This window comes from Bosea sp. AS-1 (assembly GCF_002220095.1).
In the GTDB taxonomy this organism is placed as follows: Bacteria; Pseudomonadota; Alphaproteobacteria; order Rhizobiales; family Beijerinckiaceae; genus Allobosea.
On the sequence record NZ_CP022372.1, the window covers coordinates 3,088,327 to 3,111,580 of the forward strand.

Here is a 23,254-nt window from a genome sequence, read left to right on the forward strand (position 1 = left end):
CAATTACCCGATGCCGATAGCCATCGGCAGGTTCTTGAAGATCACGTAAGCCGCGACCGTCAGAATGAGCGCAGCGAAGATGCGGTTCAGCGTAGCCTTGCGCGTCGAGAGACGCGTCGCCAGCAGCATGCCGAGAATGCCGCCCAGGACGCCGCCCGAGATGAACTGCACTGCGACGACCCAGTCGACCTGGCCGCCGCGAGCGTAATTCAAGGCCGTCGCCAACCCGAAGGCGCCGACCGCCAGCAGCGAGGAGCCTATGGCGTTGATCATCGGCATGCCGGTGGCGAAGATGAGGGCCGGTACGATGAGGAAGCCGCCGCCGATGCCGAAGAAGCCGGAGGCCCCGCCCGTCGCCAGTGCAGTGGCGGCCGTGAGCACACACATGCGCCGATCAACCGGCCGCTCATCACCTCGGCTGACGCTGCGCGGCCGTAACATCAGCAGCCCTACAACAACCATCAGCGCGCCGAAGAGCAGCAGAAGTCGTGTTCCGTCGACGACGAGGCCGAGGCTCGATCCGACAAGGGCGCCGAGCGAACCGAGCGCCGCGAAGACCGCCGCGCAGAGCCAGCGGACATTACCCTTCCGGGCATGGGCGAGCAGGTTGGCATAGGCATTGATCGAGACCGCCAGCGCGCCGGTACCGATCGCGACATGCGGGTTGGCGACGCCGACGACATAAAGCAGCAGCGGCGTGGCCAGGATCGAGCCGCCGCCGCCGACCAGACCGAGACTGAAGCCGACGAGGCCGCCAGAGGCGAGAGCCGGGACGAGGGTCGATGTCATCGCGGCAACATCCCCGCGATGACCCGGTCGTGCAGGATCATCCCGACCGCCATCGCCGCAACGAACAGCAATACCGGGACGAGGCCCATCGACAGGGCCGAGACCGCCGGGCCCGGGCAGAAGCCGGCGAGTCCCCATCCTGCTCCGAACAGCGCCGAGCCGGCCACCAGCCGCCTGTCGATCTCCGTCTTCTCAGGCAGGTGGAAGCTGTCGTCGAGCAAAGGACGCCGCAGACGGCGTTGCATCATGACGCCGGGTACCGCCACCAGCACCGCGCCGCCGAGCACGAAGGCCAGGCTCGGGTCCCAATGCCCGCTGGCGAGATTGAGGAAGCCGAGCACGCGCGCCGGATCGAGCATTCCGGAGAGCGACAGGCCGAATCCGAACAACGCACCGGCAAGGAGCGCAACGACGATACGCAGGGGCGCCAGATGCTTCACCGCAGGAACTCCATCAGCGTCGCCATGGCGGCACCCGCCAGGAGGAAGGTCGCAGTCGCGGCACACGAACGTTTCGAAAGGCGAGCGAGGCCGAGGATGCCGTGACCCGAGGTGCAGCCCGAGCCCATGCGCGTGCCGATGCCGACGGCGAGCCCGGCCGCGAGGACCAGGGGCCAAGAGGCAGCGATGGTCACGGACGGGAAGCTCCCGAAGGCCAACATGTAGAGCGGCGGGCCGCTGATGAGCCCGATGACGAATGCCGCATTCAGCGGAATCTGCCCGCCGCCGAGCAAACGGCCAACGATGCCGCTGATGCCGGCGATCCGCCCATCGAGCAGCAGCAATGCGACGGCGGAGAGGCCGAGCAACATGCCGCCAATCAGGGAAGGCCAATAGGCACTCATGGCTTCTGCTCCGGTTCACAATAGATGGCGTAGAGGGCTTCGATCAGGCGAGCGGCCTTCTCCTCGCTCAGGCGGTAAAAGATCTGCTTTGCCTCGCGGCGCGTCGTGACCACCCCGGCCTCGCGCAATGCGCCGAGCTGCTGCGACAGCGTCGGCTGATGGATGCCGAGCCGCTCCTCGAGTTCGCCGACGGCGTATTCGCCCTCGGCGAGGGCGCAGGCGAGCCGAAGGCGAGCCGGATGCGACAATGTCTTGAGCAAGGCGGCAACCTCGCCGGCGCGCGCCTCCATCTCAGCCGGCGGCATCGTGCGGGTCATTGCGGCGGCCATCACCACGCAGCCCCCGAGAGCGCATCGAGCGGAAATTTGAGATACCGCCTGCCATTGGCTTCGGGCTCCGGCAGCCGGCCGCCGCGGATGTTGACCTGTAGCGCATGCAGGATCAGCTTCGGCATCGGCAGGGTGCGGTCGCGCGCTTCCCGCAGCGCGACGAAGCGCTCCTCCGTCATATCGACGAGGTGCGGATTTGCACGCTTCTGCTCGCCCACGGTGCTCTCCCATCTGGCGGCGCGCCCACCTGGCTCGTAATCGTGCCCGGTGAACAGGCGCGTATCGTCCGGCAAGGCGAGGATTGCCTGGATCGACGCCCACAGGGCCCTGGCGCTACCGCCCGGAAAATCCGCGCGTGCCGTGCCGGAATCCGGCATGAAGATCGTATCGTGCACGAATGCCGCGTCGCCGATCACATAGGTTACGGAGGCAAGGGTATGGCCGGGCGAGAACATCACGCGACCCGTGAGCTCACCAATCCTGAAGCTGTCGCCCTCGTCGAACAGCCGGTCCCATTGCGAGCCATCGGTCGCCAGCTCTGGCCAGTTGTAGAGGCTTTGCCAGAGCTTCTGGACATCCGTGACGCGCGCGCCAATGGCCGTCGGGGCGCCTGTCTTCTGCTTGAGATAGTGCGCAGCCGAGAAGTGGTCAGCATGGGGATGGGTATCCAGAATCCACTCGACGGTGAGACCCTCGCGCGCCACGTAGGCGAGAATCTCGTCGGCCTGATGCGTAGCGGTCGCCCCGGACTTCTCATCGAACTCATAGACCGGGTCGATGATCGCGCAGCGCCTCGTCTTCGGGTCGGTCACGACATATTGGATGCTGCCGGAGCGCGGCTCGTAGAAGCCCCTCACCTGCGGCGCCCGGGCCGCATTCCAGGCAAGCCACTGCGCCGCGCCCGAGAGATCGAAACCGCGCTCGCGACCGAAGGCCTCGACCTCGCCGGGCTTCATCCGCCCTGCCAGCACCTCGCCCAGCACGTGCAGCGTCAATGATCGCGTGCCGCTGCGGCAGTGGGCGTAGACACGCCCCTTGGACCCCGACACCGCTTCCTGGAAGGCGCGGATATCGGCTTCGGTGATCGTCGTCGCCGTCACTGGAATGAAGCGATAGGCAAGGCCCGACCGCTCGAGAATTGCCTTCTCGGCAGTGCTGCTGGGCTGTCCAGATTCCTCTCCGTCCGGCCGGTTGTTGATAATGGTGGCGAAGCCGGTAGCCGCCAGCGTGGCGAGCGCCTCCTGCCTCGGCTGACTAGCGACCGTCAGCCGATCGTCGATCTTCACGGCAGTCATCGTGAGCATCCACTCGATCAGAAAACATTATACGATTACATATAATGTATATCGACGAAATACAAGCCCACCACCGGTCGAGCCGTCTGATAGCGTTCCAGCCGCTGAATCTGCGGCGGCGGATTGGTCCGAAAGCCACTCTGCGCGGACGTCGAGGTGGCCTTTTCACCACCAGAGTTCCCATAACGGGCTCGCATCAGAGAGCATTTTTCGCGGCGCTAGTTTGATACAACGCAAGGACCGCGTCGCGCCCGTGCAGATCATGATAGCGAAGACCAGGGAGGCGATCATGATCGACGGCGTGAAGAATGTACTGGTGACGATCCCGCAAGAAGGCCGGGACGAAGACGCGTCGGCGTTTGGCTACGGGCTCTCGCTCGCCCGTCGAGCGGACGCCCATCTCACGGTCCAGGCACCTGCTGGCCGGTTCCACATTCCCTACACGGCACTCAACGCCTTCGCTCAAAAGATCGTTTCAGCGGAAAACCGGCGTATCGCTGCCTTGGCGGAACACTTCGCGGATGTAGCAAAGGCGGAAGCGGATTTTGCCGGAGTGGTCTGTACGGTCGAAAGCCCGCAACTTTATTATCAGGACCTACTCAACCGTTTCGTCGCGCAGGCGCGTGTTCACGATATCGCCATTCTTAATGCTGAACCGGCGGCAACTGAGATGTATTGGGATCTGATTGAAGTTTGCCTCTTCGGCAGCGGGCGCCCAGTGCTTGTAGTCCCTCCCGGTCGAACTGATTTCGCCTGTGAGCGGATCATCATTGCTTGGGACGGAAGCGCTAACGCTTCAAGGGCCGTTGCTGACGCCATGCCTTTGCTGAAGTCAGCGAAGACTGTCGCGATCGTCTCGGTCATGGGTGAGAAGGATCTCTCAACGTCAGTCCCGGGAACTGACCTCGCACCGCATCTGGCGCGTCACGGAATAGACGTAACGGTGTCCGATACCACGGTCGGGCTGAAGGAGACGGTCGCGGACGCCATTCAACGCGAGGCTGTCGGGTTCAGGGCATCGATGATTGTCTGTGGAGCCTTCCGCCACTCACGACTGCGGCAATGGATCCTCGGAGGGGTCACGCGATCGCTGCTTGAATCATGCTCGCTGCCGCTCGTGATGTCGCACTGAGGAAGACCCCACGAACATGCGCTGCCGTCACCCTATGACGCGGCTCCATGAGTGGCAGGCCGTGGCAATTTCCGGGAACGATGCTGGGATGCTGGCTCTTCGCGTGCCCTAGACGCCTGATTCTGAAGACAGGACGCTCAATCTCGTGCGTGTAGGCAGCCCCCCCGCATGCCGACTCTCGCGAAAGGGAGACCGGATCATCCGGAAGAGGATCGTTAAGCTGCGGCGACGATTGAGGCCTGCCCTCACGCCCTCCCAACCGCCACGCAAGGCGATCAAGATGAGGGCCATTTGAGGCATATCAAGGAAAGCGCCAGCGCAAGGCCGATTGTCATCCAATGGTTACGAGGAGGATGCGCCATGGCCAATCACGCTTTAACCAGCACGACTGGGCAGCAACGGTCTGTCAGCATTAACGCCGTCGGGCTTTCGGTCGCCCTTTTGTTCGGCGGAGTGCATGTGGTGTGGGCACTGCTTGTCGCGAGTGGTTTGGCCCAGACCCTCCTGAATTTCGTGTTCTGGCTGCATTTCATCCGACCAGGCTGGGTCGTCGATAGCTTCGAGTTTGGCAGAGCCGCCGGGCTAGTCGCGATGACAAGTGCTATCGGTTATGCAGTTGGTGCAATCTTCGCAGTCATCTGGGCCAGCCTGCATCGCTGATCTCATTGACACGCCGCGTATCAAGCTGACCCCGGCTGAGCCGCCTTCACGCTGAAAGCCATCTGGTTGATCATCGGCTGGCTGAGAGCAACCTTGCTGGGCTGCAATTACGGCTTCATTTCAACGGCGAGCGTTGGTCGGCGCGGCATCCGCAGGAATTCCGAAGCCCAAGCCATGAAGTCAGGCTGAAGCTCGTCGCCGCGAGATCGCCCGGGTCGAAGCGCTCGATTGCGGCCACTGAGGATCGACGGACGGCTCGTCGCCGGCTTGGTTATGTTCGGAGTCGGTTGGGGCCTGGCAGGATTCTGCCCCGGCTCGGCCGTCTCGGCACTGTCGCTGGGATTGGTGCCAGTCTTCCTTTTCGTCGTGGCGATGGCAACCGGGATGCCCCTGCAACGACCGTATCATCGCTCCGCGGCCGTCGGCCGGGCATTGAGGTCGAGATAAAAAGTGTCCTCAATTGCGCATCTCGAAGAGGGTCCATGCCTGAGATCGCTATCCATCTGACCCTGCTCGCAGTCGCGTTCACCGGCACCATCGCGGGGCTCGTCGTCAGCTATCTCGATTGGACGGTGTCAGGAAATCTCATCTGGAGCGCGGCCACCATTCCCGTCGCCGCGGCGCTCGCCATTTCGATCCTCCGTGACCTGTTGATCGGACGCGTCGGGGTGGACGCCATTGCGCTCGTGGCCATGGTCGCGTCCATCGCCATGGGACAGCCCCTGGCAGGAACCGTGGTCGCCATGATGTATTCGGGCGGGAACCTGCTGGAGGATTACGCGCGGGGCAAGGCGGAGCGGGAACTCCGTTCGCTACGGGATCGCAGCCCGCGGATCGCCCATCGTCGGGAAGCGAATGGGCTTGTCGATATCGCCGCGGAGGAGGTCCGTCCCGGAGACGAGCTCCTGGTTCGTGCCGGCGAATTGCTGCCTGTCGATGGCGAACTGCTTGATGCACGGGCCAAGCTGGACGAGTCCGCCGTGACCGGCGAACCTCTGCCTGAAACCAGATCGAAGGGCGACCTGCTGCGCAGCGGCACGGTGAATGCGGGCGAAGCCTTTCGCTATCGCGCCGCCGCCGCCGCTCGAGAGAGCACCTATGCCGGCATCGTCCGCATGGTCGAAGCGGCGCAAACCGCGAAGGCGCCCTTCATCCGCATGGCCGACCGCTTTGCGCTGCTCCTGCTGCCGGCGACCCTGCTCGTCGCCGGGCTGGCCTGGTGGCTGTCCGGCGAGCCGATCCGGGCCCTCGCCGTCCTGGTCGTCGCCACCCCCTGCCCTCTCATCCTGGCGGCGCCGGTCGCCTTCATCGGCGGAGTCTCGCGCGCTGCCCGTTCAGGCATCCTGATCAAGGGCAGTTCCGCCATCGAAGCGCTCGGGCGCACGCGCACGGCCATCTTCGACAAGACGGGAACCTTGACCGAGGGTGGTGCGCGGCTGATCGCCCTGCACACTGCTCCCGATTTCGAGGCAGACGAGATCCTGTGGCTCGTGGCCTCGCTTGAGCAGGCCTCCCATCACGTGCTGGCCGAGACGCTGGTCGGGCTCGCACACCGGAGGGGACTTTCTCTCTCGCACCCCTCCAATGTCCGCGAATATCGAGGTTCGGGCCTCGAAGGAACCGTGGACGGCCGCCATCTCCGGGCGGGCTCCCGAAACCTCGTGCTTGGAGAGGCTCCGCTTCCGGACTGGATTCCATCACTCGGAGAAGGGCTCGGATCTCACGGTGCCCTCACCATTTTTGTGACGGTCGAGGGAAGGGCTGTCGCCCTGCTGATCATGGCGGATGCCGTCCGCCCCGACGCGACCGAGACACTGAGACGTCTGCGCGAGATCGGCGTCGACCGGATTCTGATGGTAACGGGCGACGATACCGAAACGGCCGCAGCGGTCGCAGCTCAGCTTCCCATCGACGAGTTTCAGGCGAATTGCAGTCCCGCCGAAAAGGTCGCTGCCATCACCGCTGAAAAAGCTCGTCAGCCTACGATGATGGTGGGCGACGGCCTCAATGACGCCCCTGCCCTCGCGGCGGCCGATATCGGCGTAGCGATGGGCGCGAGAGGGGCAACCGCCTCGTCAGAGGCAGCCGACGTGGTTATCCTCGTCGACAAGGTCGAACGGGTGGCAGAAGCCGTCGCGATCGCACAAAGGACCCACGAGATCGCCCGGCAGAGCATCGTCGTGGGTCTCGGCCTGTCCGGCATCGCCATGGTTTTCGCCGGCTTCGGGTTTATCCCTCCTGTGGCGGGGGCCCTTCTCCAGGAGGGCATCGATATCGCGGTCATTCTCAACGCACTGCGCACGCTCGTTGCGGAACCCGAACGATCCGGCTCCCGGGAGCGATGAACACCGTCCCGATGGCCCTCGATCTCAACGCCCCATCGATCCGGCGATCGCTCCGGACTAGCCGGGAAGCAGCATTCCCAATGCAGCGACCGCCATGATGGCGGTCGCTATCCAGCCAATGACGACGACCGATCTGGGGACTGTGAACTCGCCCATGACTGTCTTGCTGGATGCCAGCAGGATGACCACGATCATCAGCGGCACGGCCACGACCCCGTTGATCACCGCACTCCAGAACAAGGCCTTCATCGGGCTGATGGGGGAATACTGAATGACCATTCCGGCCAGAACGCTGACTGCGATCACGCCATAGAAGCCTCGGGCGTCCGTTGCCTTGAGTTCGAGCCCTTCCTTCCAGTTCATCGTTTCCGCGAGCGCATAGGCTCCGGACCCGGCCAGGACCGGTACGCCGATCAGGCCGACGCCCAGAATGCCGAGAGCAAAGATGAAGAAGGCGAAATCACCGGCGAGCGGCTTCAGGGCGCTCGCAGCCTCCGCCGCCGTGTTGATGTCGGTGATGCCGGCAACGTTGAGCGTCACCGCCGTCGCCAGGATGATGAGATAGGCCGTGACGTTGGAATAGAACATGCCCGTCCAGGTATCCCAGCGGATCCGGCGCAGTTCCGCCGAGGCTGTGGACTTGTTGCTGAGCAGCGGTCCGGCGCCCTGTTCGGCCTTCATCTCCTCGACTTCCTCCGAGGCTTGCCAGAAAAAGAGATAGGGGCTGATCGTCGTGCCGAAGACACCGGTCACCACCGCCGCAGCATTGGCATCGAAGGTAAAGCGCGGCCAGAAAGTGCGCAGCGCAACCTGCCCCCAGGGAACGTGCACGGTGAACAGGACGGCCGCATAGGCAAGCAGGGAGAGTGTCAGCCATTTCAGGAAAACGACGTAGCGATGGTACGGAACCAAAACCTGCAAGAATAAGGTTCCGAGGACGAACAGAACGGTCATGATGTGTCGGTTCAGGCCGCTGACAAGTTCAGCGACCTCCCCCATCGCAGCAACATCGGCCGCGATATTCAGAACGTTGGCGACAAGGAGCATCGCCACCACGCCTCGGAGCACCAGGGGTGGGAAGGCCGACTTGATATTGGCGGCGAGGCCCTTTCCGGTAACCCGCCCGATCCGGGCGCACATCGACTGGATCGCAGCCATCAGCGGAAACGTGAGCGGCATCGTCCAAAGCATGTTGAGCCCGAACTGGGCTCCGGCTTGGGAATAGGTCGCGATACCGCTTGGATCGTCATCTGCAACCCCGGTGATCAGACCTGGCCCGACGCGCGCCAGCGGATGTTGCTTCAAGCGAGCGCGAAACTCGCTGAGGGTGCCGGACGGAGCTGCCGAGTTGGCTTTCTCGGACGACAACATGAGAGTTGCATCTCCAACTCGGGAAAGACGAAACAGTCTACCCCTCCGAAGTCAGAGCAATTTTGATTTCTCTCAAAGTGGCCAAGGTCAACGCGTGCTTGGATTAGGCATCGCCCCGGCCAGCCGAGCGTCATTGCCGGGTGTCGATCAAGCAGCGCCGGCACGACGAACTACCGAGTGTCGTCGCGATCGTCTCACGGGAGGCCATCATGGCAGATGCAGCGACTAAGCTTCCGATCAAGAGTGAAACGCGTGCGCCCTCTCCTCGCCGAGCCGAACCGGCGGGCATGGAAGGCTTTTGGAATGAGATGGAGCGGCTGTTCGACAATTTCGGCTTTCGCTCGGGCCGACGTCCGTTCGCGGGTGCGCCTTCCTTCGACCTATCGCTGCCCCGTTTCGAGCGCTGGGGAAGCGTCCCCGCAGTCGACGTATCCAAGACGGACAAGCTCTACGAGATCTCGGCCGAGCTTCCGGGCATGGCCCCGGCTGACGTGCAGGTCAAACTATCGGAAGGCGTTCTGACGATCAGCGGCGAGAAAAAGAGCGAAAAGGAGCGCAAGGACGAGGATGCCTATGTCTCCGAGCGCCGCTACGGTTCCTTCGTCCGCTCGTTCCGCCTGCCTGACGACATCGCCGCCGACAAGATCGAAGCGAACTTCGCCAACGGCATCCTGACCATCAAGGTGCCGAGGCAGGCGAAGGCTCAGCCGAAGGAAGAGGTCATCCCCGTCAAGGCAGCCTGACGCCGTCAGCAGGACGCGGCAAGCGCTCGCATTCCCCGGAAGGGGTACGGGCGCTGGCCGCCAAGCCGGCGATCAGTGGGCACCTCCGTCATTGATGAGGAAGAAAGCCAATGATGTATGTCGTAACACTTCATCTCGCGCGAACGCCCACCCACCCGGACGGACACCCGGGCTGCGGGTATGAGATTCATGCACCGTTGGACACGAGACTTCATCTTGACCCCAAGGCCTGGCAGCGAAGCCGCGACAAGTGCCGCGTGCGACGCTTCTGGGTCGGTGAAGCCGATCGATACGGCTGGCTGATGCATCGAGCCGGCGGATCGGGGGGCGCAACCTGGTGCATCGACTACGACGATACCGGCTCTGCCGATGACGAACCCGGCTTCCGGTTAGACGGCCATCGTTTTGGTGCGGGCGATTATATCTCGATCAGGAATGCCGAGGATGGGGCTCTGCTGCCCTTCCGGGTTGCCTCGTTGAAGCTGAAATCGCCCCGCACGCGGGTGAAGCAGCGAATCCTTGGCTCCTCCTCCGCTCTGAACCGCCGCTCGGCGTAATTCTGGCACTCGAAAGGCCCTGCGATGACCTCGAACATTCGCAACTTCGCCAGCGTCATGGTTTGCGTGGGGCTGTCGAGCGGCGCCGAAAATCGTGTCGCTCTTGCCGCCGCGCTCGCGTCCCGGTTCGGCAGCCGCCTGATCGGCGTAGCCGCCGAGGAGGCATCGCTTCCCTATCTCGAAGACGGCTTGAGTATCGCGCGTCCAATCCTCGTCGAGAACGCCCGAGCCGCCGCGATCGAAGATCTCGCGCAAGCGGAGACGAACTTCCGACGAGGAGCCGGCACCCTAGCGGACATCGAGTGGCGCTGTAATGTCGAGGAGCCGACAACCTTCATCGCCAACCAAGCACGCGCTGCGGATCTCGTGGTCGTCGCCAAGTCGTCTTCGGGAACCTCTCATCGGCTCATGACGATCGATCCGGGCGACGCGGTCTTGCGACTGGGCCGCCCCGTGCTTGTTGTCCCGCACGACAGTCGGGAGGTGCTCGCCCGGAGTGTCGTCGTAGCCTGGAAGGATACGCGCGAAGCGCGGCGCGCCGTACTCGACGCCCTGCCATTTCTCCAACGTGCCGAAACCGTGACCGTGCTTTCCGTCGACGAGGAAGCAAGTACGGCGGGCTCGGAGGATGTCTGCTCGCACTTGGCGCGTCATGGTATTGCCAGTCGGCAGTTGGCGCGTGCATCGCTGTCGGGCTCCTCCGCCGACACCATCGTGGATGTCGCGCTCGAGGAAGGAAGCGACCTGATCGTTTCGGGCGCCTATGGCCACAACCGAATGCGAGAATGGGTATTCGGAGGTGTTACGGGCGACCTTCTCGCCCATTCGCCCATACCGTGCCTGATGTCGCATTAAAGATCGAATAGAACACAGTAAACCAGCGTAAAAAATGATTTTAAGCGCCGAAAAATTGATAATTATCAAGTTAATGTTGATGGAAGACACCATGATTCAAATGTACCCAAACACAGGAGGTTGCCATGGGTGATTTGTCTCTTCGCGAAAACGTGCTGAACGAGCTTGAATTCGAGCCGAGCGTCAATGCAGCCCATATCGGCGTCGCCGCTGAAAATGGTGTCATCACCCTTTCCGGTCACGTCGGCAGCTATGCCGAAAAGCTGATGGCCGAGCGTGTCGTCCAGCGCGTGAAAGGAGTCCGAGCCATCGCACAGGAAATCGAGGTCCGCTGGCCTACCGATCAGAAAACCAACGACGACGAGATCGCCCAGCGGGCTCTCAAGATCATCGAATGGGACACCACCATTCCCAACGGCAAGGTCCAGATCAAGGTGCAGAAGGGTTGGGTCACCCTGACCGGCGAGGTTCCTTGGTACTTCCAGAGCAGCGCTGCGGAGACCGCAGTTCGGAAGCTGTCGGGCGTGATCGGGATCACCAACAACATCACCATCAAGCCCTCCGTCCAAGCCGGCGACATCAAGCACCGGATCGAGGATGCCTTGAAGCGCAATGCGGAACTCGAGGCGAACCAAATCCGCGTTCTCGTGTCGGGCAGCCGGGTGACCCTCGAAGGAAAGGTGAACGCCTGGCATGAACGCGTACTCGCCGAACGAGCGGCCTGGGCTGCTCCGGGAGTCGCTATTGTCGAGGACCGCCTCGCGGTGGCCTGAGGGGCTCCGAGGTCCGTAAAGCCGGCCGAGGCTGACTGCCTCGGTCGGTCGGCGACAGACTGCAAATTGTGTAGCATTCCATGACCGAGCCGTTCGAGAAGCTGGTGGTCCGTCTCAGCATCGCGCTCGCCATCGGCTTCATCGTCGGTGTCGAACGAGGCTGGCGTGATCGGGAGGATCCCGCCGGCAGCAGAACCGCAGGAATTCGCACGTATAGCCTGACCTCCCTTCTGGGAGGCGGATTGGCCGTAGCGGAAGAAGAACTCTCAAGCCCGCTGCTGCTCGGCATTGGATTCCTGACATTCGCGGTGGTGTTCGCTTGGTTCAAATCGCGCGAAGCGCAGCACGATCGCGACTTCAGCGTGACCAGCGTCGTCGCGGCCTTGCTCGTTTTCGTGCTGGGTGCACTGTGCGTCATCGGCGATCCGCGCGTTGCGGCGATGGCGGGTGTCGCGACGGCGGCGCTGCTGGCCAGCCGCGAATTCCTGCATCAGGCTTTGACACGCCTCAGTTGGTTCGAGCTTCGTGCGGCCCTTCTGCTGCTTGCCATGACCGTCATCGTCTTGCCGCTGCTGCCAAACCGAACCATCGATCCGTTCGCCAGTCTCAATCCTCGCGAGATCTGGATGTTCACGATTATGAGCGCCGTCATTTCCTATGCCGGGTATGTGGCCGTCAGAATCAGCGACCCAGCCAGAGGTATCCTGGTTACCGGGCTCGCCGGGGCACTGGTCTCCTCGACGGCGGTAACCGTGGCTTTCGCTCGCCGAGCCGCCAGCGGCGAGTCTGCCAGGACGCTGGCCGGGGGAGCCGCGCTAGCCTGCATGGTTTCGATCCTGCGCGTGCTGACCATCATCGCGATCATCGCTCATCCGATCATCCCGCATCTCGCCCCCGCTGCCTTGTCGGGCGCGAGCGTCTTCGGTGGCAGTGCCTGGCTGCTGCTCAGGCGCGCGAAGACGAGCAATGAGGTATTGCCCGCGGCGCTTGGCAACCCCTTCGAACTCGCACCGCTTCTGATCTTTGCCGTCATGTTCGCCGCTATCATTCTGCTGAGTGGCTGGCTGGTCGCGCGGATCGGCACTCAAGGGGTTTTCCTGACATCGGCGATCACCGGCCTCGTCGATGTGGATGTCGCAGCGATGTCTGCGGCCCGGCTCAGAAGTTCGATCGGAATCGACGCTGCGGCGGGAGCGATCCTGATTGCGCTGGCCGTCAACGCATTTGCTCGCGCCGCATACGCCATGGCAGCCGGCCCGCTGAGCTACTCAGCTCGATTGACAGCGGCAACTGTCGCTGCGGTCGTCGCGGCAATCGCCGCCAACATGGTCAGAGATCAATTCGCCTGACAGGTGCCGAGGGATAGCCAATGGCGATCAGTGCGAGCGCTGAGACCGAGTTGAAACTGGAGCTCACGCGCGAAGCGGCCGAGATGCTGGAGGCCAGCGGGCTCCTTCCGGGAGATGCCCAAATCATCCGCCAGCACGCAATCTATTTCGACACGCCCGACCAAGCGTTGGCCGAATTGGGCCTTTCTCTTCGCGTCCGCCTCAACGGGGACAGGCGAGTGCAGACTGTAAAAGCTTCCAGCGCAGCCTCCGGCCTGTTCGTCCGATCCGAATGGGAACGCGACGTCGAGGACGATATACCCATCATCGACGACGCAACGCCAATCCCGACGCTCATCCGCAAAAAGGCTAGCCGGATCGCTCCGCTGTTCGCGGTCGAGAATGAACGTCGACTTTGGACCGTCGAAGGCATCGAGATCGCGTTGGATCGAGGCCGAATTCTTGCAGGGGAACGCGAAACGTCGTTTTGCGAGATCGAACTTGAGCACAAGCGCGGCGATCCCTGCGCTCTGATCGGATTGGCACAGAGCGTCAACAAGATTGTGCCCGTCCGTCTCGGAATGCTCAGCAAAGCGGAGCGCGGCTACCGTCTGCTCGGTCCATTGTCGACCACTGCCGGCGCCGCGCCGATCAAGCTGTCGAGGGACGTCAACACGGCGGGAGCGTTTCAGGCGATCGTCCTGGCCTGCCTGAGCCATTTCCAGCTCAACCTGGCATCCATCCTCGAACGCCGGGAGCCTGCCGCGTTGCACCAAGCCCGCGTCGCCCTTCGGCGCCTGCGTTCGGCATTCTCGATCCATCGCCCCATGCTCACCGACGGCCGGCTCGAGAGGCTGAATGACGAGTTGCGCTGGCTGGCGGGCGAGCTTGCCGAAGCGCGCGATCTCGACGTGTTGATCGAGCGCACTGAGGAGGGACCGCTGCGAGAGAAGCTCGGAGATGTACGCAAGAAGGCCTATCGCGGCGCGGTATCCGCTTTGCAATCCGAACGCGCGCGCGCAGTCATGATCGACATCGTTGGATGGACGATGCTTGGCGCCTGGCTTCGGCAGCCTGACAATCGGGGCATTCGGGATTTGTCTGCCCGAGAATTTTCCGCCGGACGGCTTGATCGTTATTGGCGTAGGGTCAAACGGTCAGGACGAAATCTGGAGGGGCTGGGCGACGAAGCCCGGCACGAGCTTCGCAAGGCCGCCAAAAAGCTGCGTTACGCGGCCGAATTCTTTTGCGCCTTATATGACCGCAAGTACGAGGAGCGACGGCAGAAGCGCTTCGTTGCCGCAGTTGAAGCGCTTCAGAGCCAGCTAGGTGCCGTAAACGATCTCGCCAGCACATCAAGGCTGCTCCGCGAACTGGGATTAAGTAATGATCCAGCCGTCGGCGATCCGCGTGGCGGGCCCTCCAAAGGCGAGCTCTTGAAGGAGGCGGCCGGCGCCTATGATGACCTGATCGGTGCCAAGTGCTTCTGGCGATAGCGGTGCAAGCCGCGAACCCAATCTACCAAACGGCTCTCTCCACCATCATTGACTGGAAGCAGTGCGGACCAACGCCCTCAACTTCAATGCAACGGCGGCTCCGACTTTGAGCAAGATCAAAGCCCAACGCTTGGAAAACATTAGCTTGGTCAGGGAAACTGGGACAACGGCGCGCTGTCCAGCCGGCTCCGCATGGAGAAGCCGCATGAAACCGGATAGCAAACATTACACCGTTCGCTTGGAACTTGCGCGGCAGCTCGAATATCCGCAGGGCGACACTGAACATGGCTACGAATTGGTCGTGCCGCTAACGCGAAATGGACGCCTCGATGTCTCCTCATGGGAAGCTCATCCGCGTACGTGCCACGTACGGCGTTTCCGGCGGGGCGAAGCAGATGTTGTCGGCCACCTGGAACGCGAGCGTCAAGGGCGATGGCATTTCAAGTATAAGAACCAGCAACTGGACGAAGGGCCGAGTTTCCGCTTCGAAAACGAGCAATTCTCTCTTGGTCAGTACATCTCGGTCCGCGCTTCCGATGGAAATATCTACGAGTTTGCCATTTCCGCCGTCCATCCTGCAAAAAGTCAGGGCGGCGACGCCACTTCACCCTCAGCATAGCTAATCGACCATCCCGCGCCTCTCGAACAGACCGCCCTCGATCTGGCGATCGGGCGGCGGTCTTTCCGCACCATTGGCGTGGAGAAAGCGTCAGTCAGATCGCGGGGCCAAAAGCGAACCGTCAGAAGCCCGTCCCGGCGACCATTGCAGATGCTCCAAGCGGCTCAACAGCGGAGCAGGGACTCAGAGGCGGGCGGTTGCACCTCAATGGGCGAAATTCGCCGTCTGCTTCTTTCAGCCGGTTCCGTTTTGCTAAAAATCAATGTCACGGCTCGCGGACGGCGCTTTTCTGGAGCGACTGATTGCCTGCCCGGTTGAGGATGCTGCGTGCTGTATGGGGCGTCTCATGACGAAAAAATCCGATTTCAAATCAGATTACGATCAGTGCAACACTTTCCTCTTGAGCGCATATTTCTGCGTAATGGGTCAATCTTCATTCGACAATCGACTAAGAAAATCCATTGAAGACGTTCTGACGGAGTTGCTCAAGGCACAAAATCAGTACGCACCATCGAACATCATCCCCTTCCGCGGTAAACATCGTGGAATCCGATAAGGCGGAGCCGATCAAGGCAAATTAGTTGCTCCTGCCGAATAATGCTCTCTCAAGACGTTCGAGCAATGTACATTGCGCCGTGAGGATGCGCAGACGGGCCTCGGATACCGAGAACCATCCGGCCCGATCAATTTCTGGAAATCGGTGGATTTGGCCGCTGCCGCGTGGCCATTCGATCTCGACCTCGCTGCTGCAACGAATTCCCGCAGTGTCCACATCGCCTTCGACGGCGAACGCTTCGACAACCTTCCCTCCCCGCTGCCGAACGCGTCCAAGAGGAGTGAGTTGGCCCTCGGGTACGGTACCCAGTTCTTCAGTGAATTCTCGCCGCGCGGCTTCCTCGGCGGGCTCTTCCGGATGCGGCTCGCCCTTGGGAATCGACCAGGCGCCGAGATCCTTGCGCTGCCAGAACGGGCCGCCAGGGTGAACAAGGAGCACCTCCGCTCCGTCCTGCGCAAAGCGATACATGAGAATTCCGGCACTGTACGAAGCCATCGTGAAAATCCCCCATTGCCGCCGGATTTTGCGTTGCGTCAAGGACCGGATGGATCAACCGGAGGAAACTCGCCGTTGCCGCGTTCAGGCGGCTGAGACATTTCAGGAGGTTCACATGCCTACGACGAAGCCTGTCTCCAACTCTCTCGCACCGGACCAGATCGGCACGACCGCCATGGTCGACGAAGGAATGCAGATCGTCAAAGCGCAGCTCGCCTCGGCAACCATGCTGCCGCAGAAAATCTGGGAGACTCAGTTCGCCATCACCTCGGAAATCCTTGCCTTCATGGGCCGCCGCATGCAGGCCCAGGCCGAATTCTGCGCCAAGCTCGGCCAGTGCAAAGAGATCGGCGAAGCGGTCGACGCCCAGCAGGATTTCGCCAAGGGCGTCGGCGGTGCCTATGCTGACGAGGCGGAGAAGCTGTCGACGCTCGCCCGGAAGAATATGGATGCTTGGACCGGAGTTGGCGCCCAGTATGTGTCGGGTTGGACTGGCAACCACAAGGCCGCAGCCTAACGTGTCGACCCGGAAGCCTGTCTGAGTCGAGATTGGCGTTCGACTCAGACGGCTATCCGGCTGACCTCATCACTACCAAGGCATCCTCGGCGATGACCGTTTCCTCGTCGGTCGGGATCACGAAAGCTGCGACCCGGGCATCGGCCCGGCTGATCCGGGTTGCGTTGGCCGCATTGGCGGCCTCGTCGAGTTCGAGACCCAACCATTTCAGCCGCCTCGCCACTGCCGCACGGATCGGCGGTTGATACTCGCCGATTCCGGCCGTGAAGACGATCGCATCGAACCCGCCCAGCGTCGCCACAAGCCGACCGACCTCCCCCGCGATGCGGAAGCAGAACAGGTCGAGCGCCTCGTGGGCTTCAGGCCTTTCGCTGTCGAGCAGGTCGCGACTGTCGGGACTGATGCCGGAAACGCCGAGCAAGCCGCTATGGCGGTAGAGCAGATCCTCCAGTCGACCGAAATCATAGCCCTCGGAGAGCAGATGCAGCAGCACGCCGGGGTCGAGCGCTCCGCAGCGGGTAGCCATCGGAATGCCGTCGAGCGCCGAGAAACCCATCGAGGTATCGCGGCTGATGCCGCCTTCCAGCCCGCAGAGACTGGCGCCGCTGCCGAGATGCGCGACCACGATGCGGCCCTTGGCGAGCGCGGGTTCGCGGCGCGCTAGCTCACCGGCGATGAAGCGATAGGACAGGCCATGGAAACCGTAGCGCTTGATGCCGCGGTCGTGCATCGCGCGGGGAATGGCAAAGCGGCGCACGACCTCGGTATTGGTCCGGTGAAAAGCCGTATCGAAGGAGGCCGTCTGCGGCAGCTCCGGGCGCAGGTTGCGGATTGCCCGGATCAGTCCGAGCCCTTGCGGCTGATGGAGCGGCGCCAGCGGCACCAGCGCATCGAGGGCCTCCAGCATAGCATCGTTGACCCGAACAGGGCCGTCGAAGCTGTCGCCGCCATGGACGATGCGATGCCCCATCGCGACGACACTACCGAGATCGAAATGCCAGGAGAGCCGCCGGAAGGCTTCGTCCAATACGATGTCGAGCGCGTCGCCGGGCTTTGCCTCAAGAGCGATATCAAAAGTATCCGGGCCCTCGATCAACCGAAATCGCAAGGGCGGTTCACGGAAATCGATCACGCCCTTGCCGATCCGCTTCGGTCCGCTCTCCCCCAGCGCGAACAGCCCGATCTTCACCGTGGAGGAACCGGCATTGAAGGTGACGAGAAGCCGCTCGGTCATGCTGGCACCGTCAGGGATTGGCGATGGGCGGCGACGAGCTTCGCCAGCGCGGCTGAGGCGATGCGCGTCTTCAGGGAATCAGCCCGGCTCGTCAGGATGATCGGCACGCGCGCGCCGAGCACAAGTCCAGCCGCATCGGCATTGGCGAAATAGATCAGTTGCTTGGCCAGCATGTTGCCCGCTTCCAGATCCGGCACGAGCAGGATGTCAGCTTGCCCGGCGACCGGCGAGACGATCCCCTTGGTCCGGGCCGCCTCCGGGCTGATCGCGTTGTCGAAGGCGAGCGGGCCGTCGACCTTCGCTCCCGTGATCTGGCCGCGCGCCGCCATCACGGTGAGCGCCGCGGCATCGAGCGTTGAGGGCATCCGGTCGCTGACCGTCTCGACGGCGGCGAGCACCGCCACCAGCGGCTCTTCCAGTCCGAGCACATGCAGCATGTCGATCGCGTTCTGGCAGATGTCGCGCTTCTGCATCAGCGTCGGCTGGATATTGACCGCCGCGTCCGTCACGATCAGCGGCTTGGAATAAGCCGGCAGACTCATCGCATAGACATGGCTGATGCGCCGCTCGGTCGTCAGGCCCGAGCCCGGGGCGACGACGGCACCAAGCAGTTCGTCCGTATGGAGGCTACCCTTGACGAGGGTCGCTACCCGGCCCGCCACCGCAAGTTCGACGGCGCGCGCGGCGGCGGCATGGCTATGCGGAGCATGTTCGATCGCGATCCCGTCGAGCGCGACACCGGCCTTCTCCGCCGCAGCCCGGATCTTCGTCTCCGGACCGACCAGGATCGGCTGCAACAGCTCCTCGTCGCGGACCTCGATCGCCGCGAGAATGGCTTCCGGCGAGCACGGATGGACGATCGCGGCGCTCAAGGGCGGCAGGGCACGGGCCTGCGCCACGATGGCGTCGTAGCGACCCGAGCGCTTCAGCGTGACCTCGGGAAGGCGCTGGCGCGGCCAGGCCACGCGGCGGCCGGGCGCCATCACCGTCGCCAAGCCGGACAGCACCATTTCGCCGCGCTGATTGGTGCAGGCCGTATCCAGCACGACGGTTCGCTTCGAGGCCTCCTTGCTCCGGACCGTGACGGCCGCAGTGACGGTATCGCCGGGCGTGACCGGTTTCAGGAAACGCAGATCCTGCCCGAGATAGATCGTGCCCGGTCCGGGCAGCTTCGTGCCGAGCACCGCCGAGACCAGCGCCGCGGTCCACATGCCGTGCGCGACGATATGCCCGAACGGATCGCTCGCCGCGAAGGCCGCATCCAGATGGGCGGGATTGGCGTCCCCCGAGACGGCCGCGAACAGCTCGATGTCGTCGGGCCGGACGATGCGGACGAGAGACGCGCTTTCGCCGATCGCGATCTCGTCGAAGGTCCGGTTGGTGAGAAGCTCCTGGTCCACATCTCACCTTTGCATCACATAGGTTCCCGGCGCATCGCAAAGCGGCTCGCGGTCACTTCCAGCGCCACCAAATTCGGGCGGCGCGACCTGCTCGGGCGACGATAGGCCGTCGAGCCATTCTGTCCATGCCTCCCACCACGAGCCTTCGCAACCCCGAGCAGCAGCCAACCACTCGTCTGGTCCGAGACAGATATCGCCATGCTTCTTCGGCATGATCCGGTAGCGGCGTCCAGGATGGCCCGGCTCGCTGACGATCCCCGCGTTATGACCTCCATTGGTCAGCACGAAGGTCAGGTCGGCATCGATCAGCAGGTGCAGTTTGTGGACGGAACGCCAAGGAGCGACATGGTCGCGCTCGGTCGCAACGGCGAAGGTTGGCGTGCGGATATTCTGGAGCGCTGCCGGCCGTCCTTCCACCATGAAGCGGCCGCTCGCCAGATCGTTGTCGAGGTAGAGGCCACGCAAGTAGTCTGCCTGCATGCGATAGGGCATGCGCGTGGAATCCGCGTTCCAGGCCATCAGATCGAACATCGGGGAGCGTTCCCCCATCAGATAGTCGTGCACCAGTCGCGACCAGACCAGATCATTCGAGCGCAGGAGCTGGAAGGCCGCTGCCATCTGGTCGGCTGACAGATAGCCCCGGTTCCACATCATGCTGTCGAGGAAACGCAGCTCGCTCGTATCGATGAACAGCGCGAGTTCGCCCGGTTCGCTGAAATCGGTCTGGGCCGCGAGGAACGTCAGCGAGGCCAGCCGCTCGTCGCCGTCGCGCACCATCGCCGCGGCTGCGACGGCCAGAAGCGTGCCGCCCAGACAGTATCCGGCGGCGTGCACCTTACGATGGGGTATGATCGCAGCGATGGCATCGAGGGCAGCCATTACTCCGCTGCGGCGATAGTCATCGAGCGCGAGTTCTCGATCATCGGCATCGGGATTGCGCCAGGAGATGCAAAAGACCGTGTATCCTGCGCCGACGAGGTAGCGCACCAGCGAATTCTCTGGCGACAGGTCGAGGATGTAATACTTCATGATCCAGGCGGGCACGATCAGGATCGGCTCGGCATGGACGGTCGGCGTCGACGGCGCGTATTGGACCAGCTCGATCAGGTGGTTGCGGAAGACGATCTTGCCCGGCGTCACCGCGACGTCCCGACCGACGACGAAGCGTTCGGCGCCGAGGGGAGGCCGTCCGGCAAGCTGCCTTTGCAGATCCTCGGCCCAGTTCTTCCAGCCCTCGATGAAATTGGAACCGCCGGTCTCGCGGGCCCGCTCGATCACCTCCGGATTGGTCAGCGGGTTGTTCGAGGGTGAGAAGACATCCAGGATCTGGCGCGTGATGAAGGAGACGACCTCCTCATGATGACGCTCGACACCCGGCACCTCATGCGTGACGTTGTGCCACCATTGCTGATTGAGCAGGAAGGCCTGAGCCATGAAGCTGAAAGGTTGCGTGCGCCATTCCGGAGCCGAGAAGCGGTAATCGCCAGGCAGCGGCTTGATGCAGGGATCGGCATCCGCCTCGAGCAGACCCGAGACGGCCTGCCCTCCCAGGCGAGCCGCCTTATGCACCGCCTTGCTTGCCAGTTCGAATTGCTTGCCTGGCGCGGCCGCCAGATGGATGGCCCAGTCGAAATAGGCCAGCGTCAAGGCCATGGGCGAGAAGCCGCCGGTGAGTTTCGCCGTCGCGGCTTCGCGCGTGCGGTCGATCGCTGAGAAAGCCTCCTCTGCGGGAGTTATGTCCGAGCAAGGTTGCTGCCGTTGGGACTTCGCGGCCAAACCGGTTCGCGGCGAGGAATGCATGGCTTCTTCCTTCGAGATCGTTGCCAGTATGCGCTCCAGAAGCCGCGCATTCCTTGAGCTTGGTCAAAGCCGATACGTCCTCACCCCGCTAATTCTCTCAGCGCGCAGAGCGGGAGAATTCCATGAAGGCGATGGTTCTGAACGCTGCGGGCCGTCCGCTTGTCGAGGAGACGCGTCCCGATCCCGTTCCTGCGCCTGGAGAGCTGCGGATCAGGGTCGAAGCCTGTGCGATCTGCCGCACGGATCTGCATGTCGTCGACGGCGAACTCCCCGATCTGCAATGCCCGCGTGTCCCCGGCCACGAAGTCGTCGGCCGGGTCGACTTGGTCGGTGTGGGCGTCGCGCCCGAACTGATCGGTCGGCGTGTCGGTCTCGGCTGGCTGGGGCATACATGCGGGCATTGTCCCTACTGCCGCGCTCTGCGGGAGAACCTGTGCGACACTCCGGAATTCACCGGCTACACCCGGGACGGCGGCTTCGCCAGCCATGTCATAGCCGATGCAGCCTACGTCTTCCCTCTGGATGAATTCCCCGACCCCGTCGCCGCCGCCCCCCTGATGTGCGCAGGGTTGATCGGATGGCGGAGTCTGCGCAGCGCCGGGGCAGGCCGGCGGATCGGACTCTACGGTTTCGGCGCCGCTGCTCACATCCTCGTACAGATCTGCCGCTGGCAGGGGCGCGAAGTCTATGCCTTTACCCGCCCGGGCGACGAGGCGGCCCAGGCTCATGCCCGCTCCCTCGGCGCATGCTGGGCCGGAAGCTCGGAGGACAAGCCGCCGGCGCCACTCGACGCCGCGCTGATCTTCGCGCCCGTCGGGACGCTGGTGCCGCTCGCCCTGAATGCCCTCGTGAAAGGTGGGCGCGTCGTCTGCGGCGGCATCCATATGAGCGACATTCCCAGCTTCGGCTATGATCTGCTCTGGCACGAACGCGAGCTGGTTTCGGTTGCCAATCTCACACGAGCCGACGGGCGCGAATTCCTGTCCGTCGCCCGGCAGGCCGACATCAAGACGAAAACCACGGCCTATCCCTTGGAGCGGGCGAATGAGGCTCTTTCGGATCTGCGGGCCGGCCGATTGCAGGGCGCGGCGGTACTGGTGCCATGAGGCTCTCAGGGCTTGTCGACGCAATTTCCGAGCCCCCTCGCCCCTATGAGCAGGCCTTGTCCCTGCCGTCCTCGCTGCTCCGCTTCGTGCTCCTGTCGGGCGGCTGGCACCAGGCGGCCGTCTGCGCCCTGTCCATCGTCGTCTTCATGCTTAATACCGCGCCGATCGAAACACAGCGGCGCATCATCGACACTGCCGTGCATGTCGGCAGCGCCCGTGCCATCCTGACCTTGGTCGGGCTGCAAATTGGGCTCGTGCTGGCTTATGGCCTGGCGAAACTGGCGATGAACGTCTACCGCGCCTGGCTCGGGGAATGCGCAACACGCGACCTGCGGCTTGTGGTGACGCAACGACTTGAACACATGGGCGAGGAGCCCTCCGACCTGGCCAACGGAACCGGACTCGCCATGATCCTCGCGGAAGCGGACGATATCGGCGCTTTCGTGGGTTCGAGCCTCAGCCTGCCGATCGTCGAGATCGGCTTCCTGGCGAGCATCTTCATCTATCTCGCCTTCCTCGATCTCAGAATGATGGGGGCGAGCCTCCTGATCCTCGCGCCGCAATTCGTGTTCGTGCCGCTGATGCAGCGAGCGATCAATCGCAGAGTGGCGCAACGAACGCGCCTCCTTCGCCGTTTCGGCGACGAGATCCTGTCGCCCTCGAAGGCGGAATCGAGCGCTCCCCGACTGGATGAGGTCTTTGCGGTCGACATCGGCGTCTTCGAAATCAAATTCTCCCTCAATTTTCTGATGAACTTGACCTATTCTCTGGGCAGCCTGCTCGTGCTCGGCATCGGCTGCGTCCTGGCGGTCCGGGGACAGACCGAGATCGCCACCGTTGTCACCTTCCTGTCCGCCACGACCAAGATCGTCGATCCCTGGAACGACGTCGTGGACTGGGCGCGCGGCTTTGCGATGACCACCGTGAAATACGATCTGGTTGTTCGGGCGCTCGATACGTTACCCGACGACGCTGCTCCGTGACCGCGGCGGCCCACTGAGGTCGTGACG

At 63.1% G+C, this 23,254-nt stretch carries 23 protein-coding genes and 1 pseudogene; 14 read left to right on the forward strand and 10 right to left on the reverse strand.

All coding sequences use genetic code 11. The features are described from left to right. Positions 1–3 precede the first annotated feature (3 nt). The 5 genes from CE453_RS16490 to blh are packed head-to-tail and all read right to left on the reverse strand — an operon-like array spanning position 4 to position 3,257. Positions 4–789: a sulfite exporter TauE/SafE family protein gene (locus tag CE453_RS16490; RefSeq protein ID WP_089175569.1), complete on the reverse strand. Its 786-nt coding sequence runs from the start codon at positions 787–789 to the stop codon at positions 4–6. Next, a complete protein-coding gene (locus tag CE453_RS16495; RefSeq protein WP_089175570.1) occupies positions 786–1,229 on the reverse strand; it encodes a YeeE/YedE family protein in 444 nt (147 codons plus the stop codon). The genes CE453_RS16490 and CE453_RS16495 overlap by 4 nt, the downstream gene beginning before the upstream one ends. After that, entirely contained in the window at positions 1,226–1,633 is a 408-nt protein-coding gene (locus tag CE453_RS16500; protein WP_089175571.1) for a YeeE/YedE family protein, read from the reverse strand. Before CE453_RS16500 ends, CE453_RS16495 begins: the two co-directional genes overlap by 4 nt. Next, a complete protein-coding gene (gene bigR, locus CE453_RS16505) occupies positions 1,630–1,962 on the reverse strand; it encodes a sulfite-sensing transcriptional repressor BigR (protein WP_089175572.1) in 333 nt (110 codons plus the stop codon). The genes CE453_RS16500 and bigR overlap by 4 nt, the downstream gene beginning before the upstream one ends. Then, positions 1,962–3,257 (reverse strand): bifunctional sulfur transferase/dioxygenase Blh, encoded by a 1,296-nt coding sequence (gene blh, locus CE453_RS16510; protein ID WP_089177951.1) that lies wholly within the window; start codon positions 3,255–3,257, stop codon positions 1,962–1,964. The genes bigR and blh overlap by 1 nt, the downstream gene beginning before the upstream one ends. Before the next feature lie 289 nt (positions 3,258–3,546). Here blh and CE453_RS16515 point away from each other — a divergent pair, with 289 nt between their 5' ends. The 4 genes and pseudogenes from CE453_RS16515 (at position 3,547) to CE453_RS16530 (ending at position 7,394) form a co-directional block, all read left to right on the forward strand. Then, the gene (locus CE453_RS16515; RefSeq protein ID WP_089177952.1) at positions 3,547–4,389 is read left to right on the forward strand and encodes a universal stress protein; all 843 of its coding nucleotides are present in this window, start codon (positions 3,547–3,549) and stop codon (positions 4,387–4,389) included. A 360-nt stretch (positions 4,390–4,749) separates the two neighbouring features. Then, the gene (locus CE453_RS16520) at positions 4,750–5,049 is read left to right on the forward strand and encodes a hypothetical protein (protein WP_089175573.1); all 300 of its coding nucleotides are present in this window, start codon (positions 4,750–4,752) and stop codon (positions 5,047–5,049) included. A 240-nt stretch (positions 5,050–5,289) separates the two neighbouring features. Next, positions 5,290–5,496, forward strand: a pseudogene (locus tag CE453_RS28955) (DUF6691 family protein); the annotation flags it as partial. A gap of 35 nt (positions 5,497–5,531) precedes the next feature. Next, entirely contained in the window at positions 5,532–7,394 is a 1,863-nt protein-coding gene (locus CE453_RS16530; protein ID WP_089175574.1) for a heavy metal translocating P-type ATPase, read from the forward strand. Positions 7,395–7,451: 57 nt separating this feature from the next. Here the strand turns inward: CE453_RS16530 and CE453_RS16535 are convergent, their stop codons facing one another. Continuing rightward, entirely contained in the window at positions 7,452–8,765 is a 1,314-nt protein-coding gene (locus CE453_RS16535) for an NRAMP family divalent metal transporter (protein ID WP_089175575.1), read from the reverse strand. 287 nt (positions 8,766–9,052) lie between these two features. Between CE453_RS16535 and CE453_RS16540 the strand changes: the two genes are divergently transcribed. The 7 genes from CE453_RS16540 to CE453_RS28655 all read left to right on the forward strand — a co-directional run bounded on the left by CE453_RS16540 (position 9,053) and on the right by CE453_RS28655 (position 15,136). Beyond that, on the forward strand, positions 9,053–9,508 hold the full coding sequence (locus CE453_RS16540; RefSeq protein WP_248307763.1) for an Hsp20/alpha crystallin family protein: 456 nt from the start codon (positions 9,053–9,055) through the stop codon (positions 9,506–9,508). A gap of 110 nt (positions 9,509–9,618) precedes the next feature. After that, on the forward strand, positions 9,619–10,065 hold the full coding sequence (locus tag CE453_RS16545) for a hypothetical protein (protein ID WP_198302125.1): 447 nt from the start codon (positions 9,619–9,621) through the stop codon (positions 10,063–10,065). Between the two features lie 24 nt (positions 10,066–10,089). Further along, a complete protein-coding gene (locus CE453_RS16550) occupies positions 10,090–10,920 on the forward strand; it encodes a universal stress protein (protein WP_089175576.1) in 831 nt (276 codons plus the stop codon). Between the two features lie 125 nt (positions 10,921–11,045). Continuing rightward, positions 11,046–11,693 carry a BON domain-containing protein gene (locus CE453_RS16555; RefSeq protein WP_089175577.1) on the forward strand — a complete coding sequence of 216 codons (648 nt, stop codon included), beginning with the start codon at positions 11,046–11,048 and terminating at the stop codon, positions 11,691–11,693. Positions 11,694–11,773: 80 nt separating this feature from the next. Then, on the forward strand, positions 11,774–13,042 hold the full coding sequence (locus CE453_RS16560) for an MgtC/SapB family protein (RefSeq protein WP_089175578.1): 1,269 nt from the start codon (positions 11,774–11,776) through the stop codon (positions 13,040–13,042). Between the two features lie 20 nt (positions 13,043–13,062). Continuing rightward, a complete protein-coding gene (locus tag CE453_RS16565; RefSeq protein WP_089175579.1) occupies positions 13,063–14,517 on the forward strand; it encodes a CYTH and CHAD domain-containing protein in 1,455 nt (484 codons plus the stop codon). Positions 14,518–14,722: 205 nt separating this feature from the next. Next, positions 14,723–15,136, forward strand: a complete 414-nt coding sequence (locus CE453_RS28655; protein WP_157733069.1) for a hypothetical protein — start codon at positions 14,723–14,725, stop codon at positions 15,134–15,136. Positions 15,137–15,713: 577 nt separating this feature from the next. Here the strand turns inward: CE453_RS28655 and CE453_RS16575 are convergent. Beyond that, entirely contained in the window at positions 15,714–16,160 is a 447-nt protein-coding gene (locus tag CE453_RS16575; protein WP_349236625.1) for an NUDIX domain-containing protein, read from the reverse strand. On the opposite strand from CE453_RS16575, the gene CE453_RS16580 reads away from it, so the two are divergent. After that, on the forward strand, positions 16,159–16,704 hold the full coding sequence (locus CE453_RS16580; RefSeq protein ID WP_089175581.1) for a phasin family protein: 546 nt from the start codon (positions 16,159–16,161) through the stop codon (positions 16,702–16,704). The two genes, CE453_RS16575 and CE453_RS16580, sit on opposite strands and share 2 nt — an antisense overlap. A gap of 52 nt (positions 16,705–16,756) precedes the next feature. On the opposite strand, the gene CE453_RS16585 is transcribed toward CE453_RS16580, so the two are convergent. Genes CE453_RS16585 through CE453_RS16595 form a run of 3 tightly spaced genes read right to left on the reverse strand, consistent with a single transcriptional unit; the run spans position 16,757 to position 21,138 of the window. After that, complete coding sequence (locus CE453_RS16585) at positions 16,757–17,938, reverse strand: acetate/propionate family kinase (RefSeq protein ID WP_089175582.1); 1,182 nt, start codon at positions 17,936–17,938, stop codon at positions 16,757–16,759. Continuing rightward, positions 17,935–19,338: a bifunctional enoyl-CoA hydratase/phosphate acetyltransferase gene (locus tag CE453_RS16590; RefSeq protein ID WP_089175583.1), complete on the reverse strand. Its 1,404-nt coding sequence runs from the start codon at positions 19,336–19,338 to the stop codon at positions 17,935–17,937. The genes CE453_RS16585 and CE453_RS16590 overlap by 4 nt, the downstream gene beginning before the upstream one ends. Before the next feature lie 3 nt (positions 19,339–19,341). Then, the gene (locus CE453_RS16595) at positions 19,342–21,138 is read right to left on the reverse strand and encodes an alpha/beta fold hydrolase (RefSeq protein WP_089175584.1); all 1,797 of its coding nucleotides are present in this window, start codon (positions 21,136–21,138) and stop codon (positions 19,342–19,344) included. A gap of 122 nt (positions 21,139–21,260) precedes the next feature. Here CE453_RS16595 and CE453_RS16600 point away from each other — a divergent pair, with 122 nt between their 5' ends. Both CE453_RS16600 and CE453_RS16605 read left to right on the forward strand, forming a co-directional pair. Beyond that, positions 21,261–22,244 carry a zinc-dependent alcohol dehydrogenase family protein gene (locus CE453_RS16600; RefSeq protein WP_089175585.1) on the forward strand — a complete coding sequence of 328 codons (984 nt, stop codon included), beginning with the start codon at positions 21,261–21,263 and terminating at the stop codon, positions 22,242–22,244. Positions 22,245–22,300: 56 nt separating this feature from the next. Then, a complete protein-coding gene (locus CE453_RS16605) occupies positions 22,301–23,227 on the forward strand; it encodes an ABC transporter ATP-binding protein (protein WP_089175586.1) in 927 nt (308 codons plus the stop codon). The last annotated feature ends 27 nt before the right edge of the window (positions 23,228–23,254 follow it).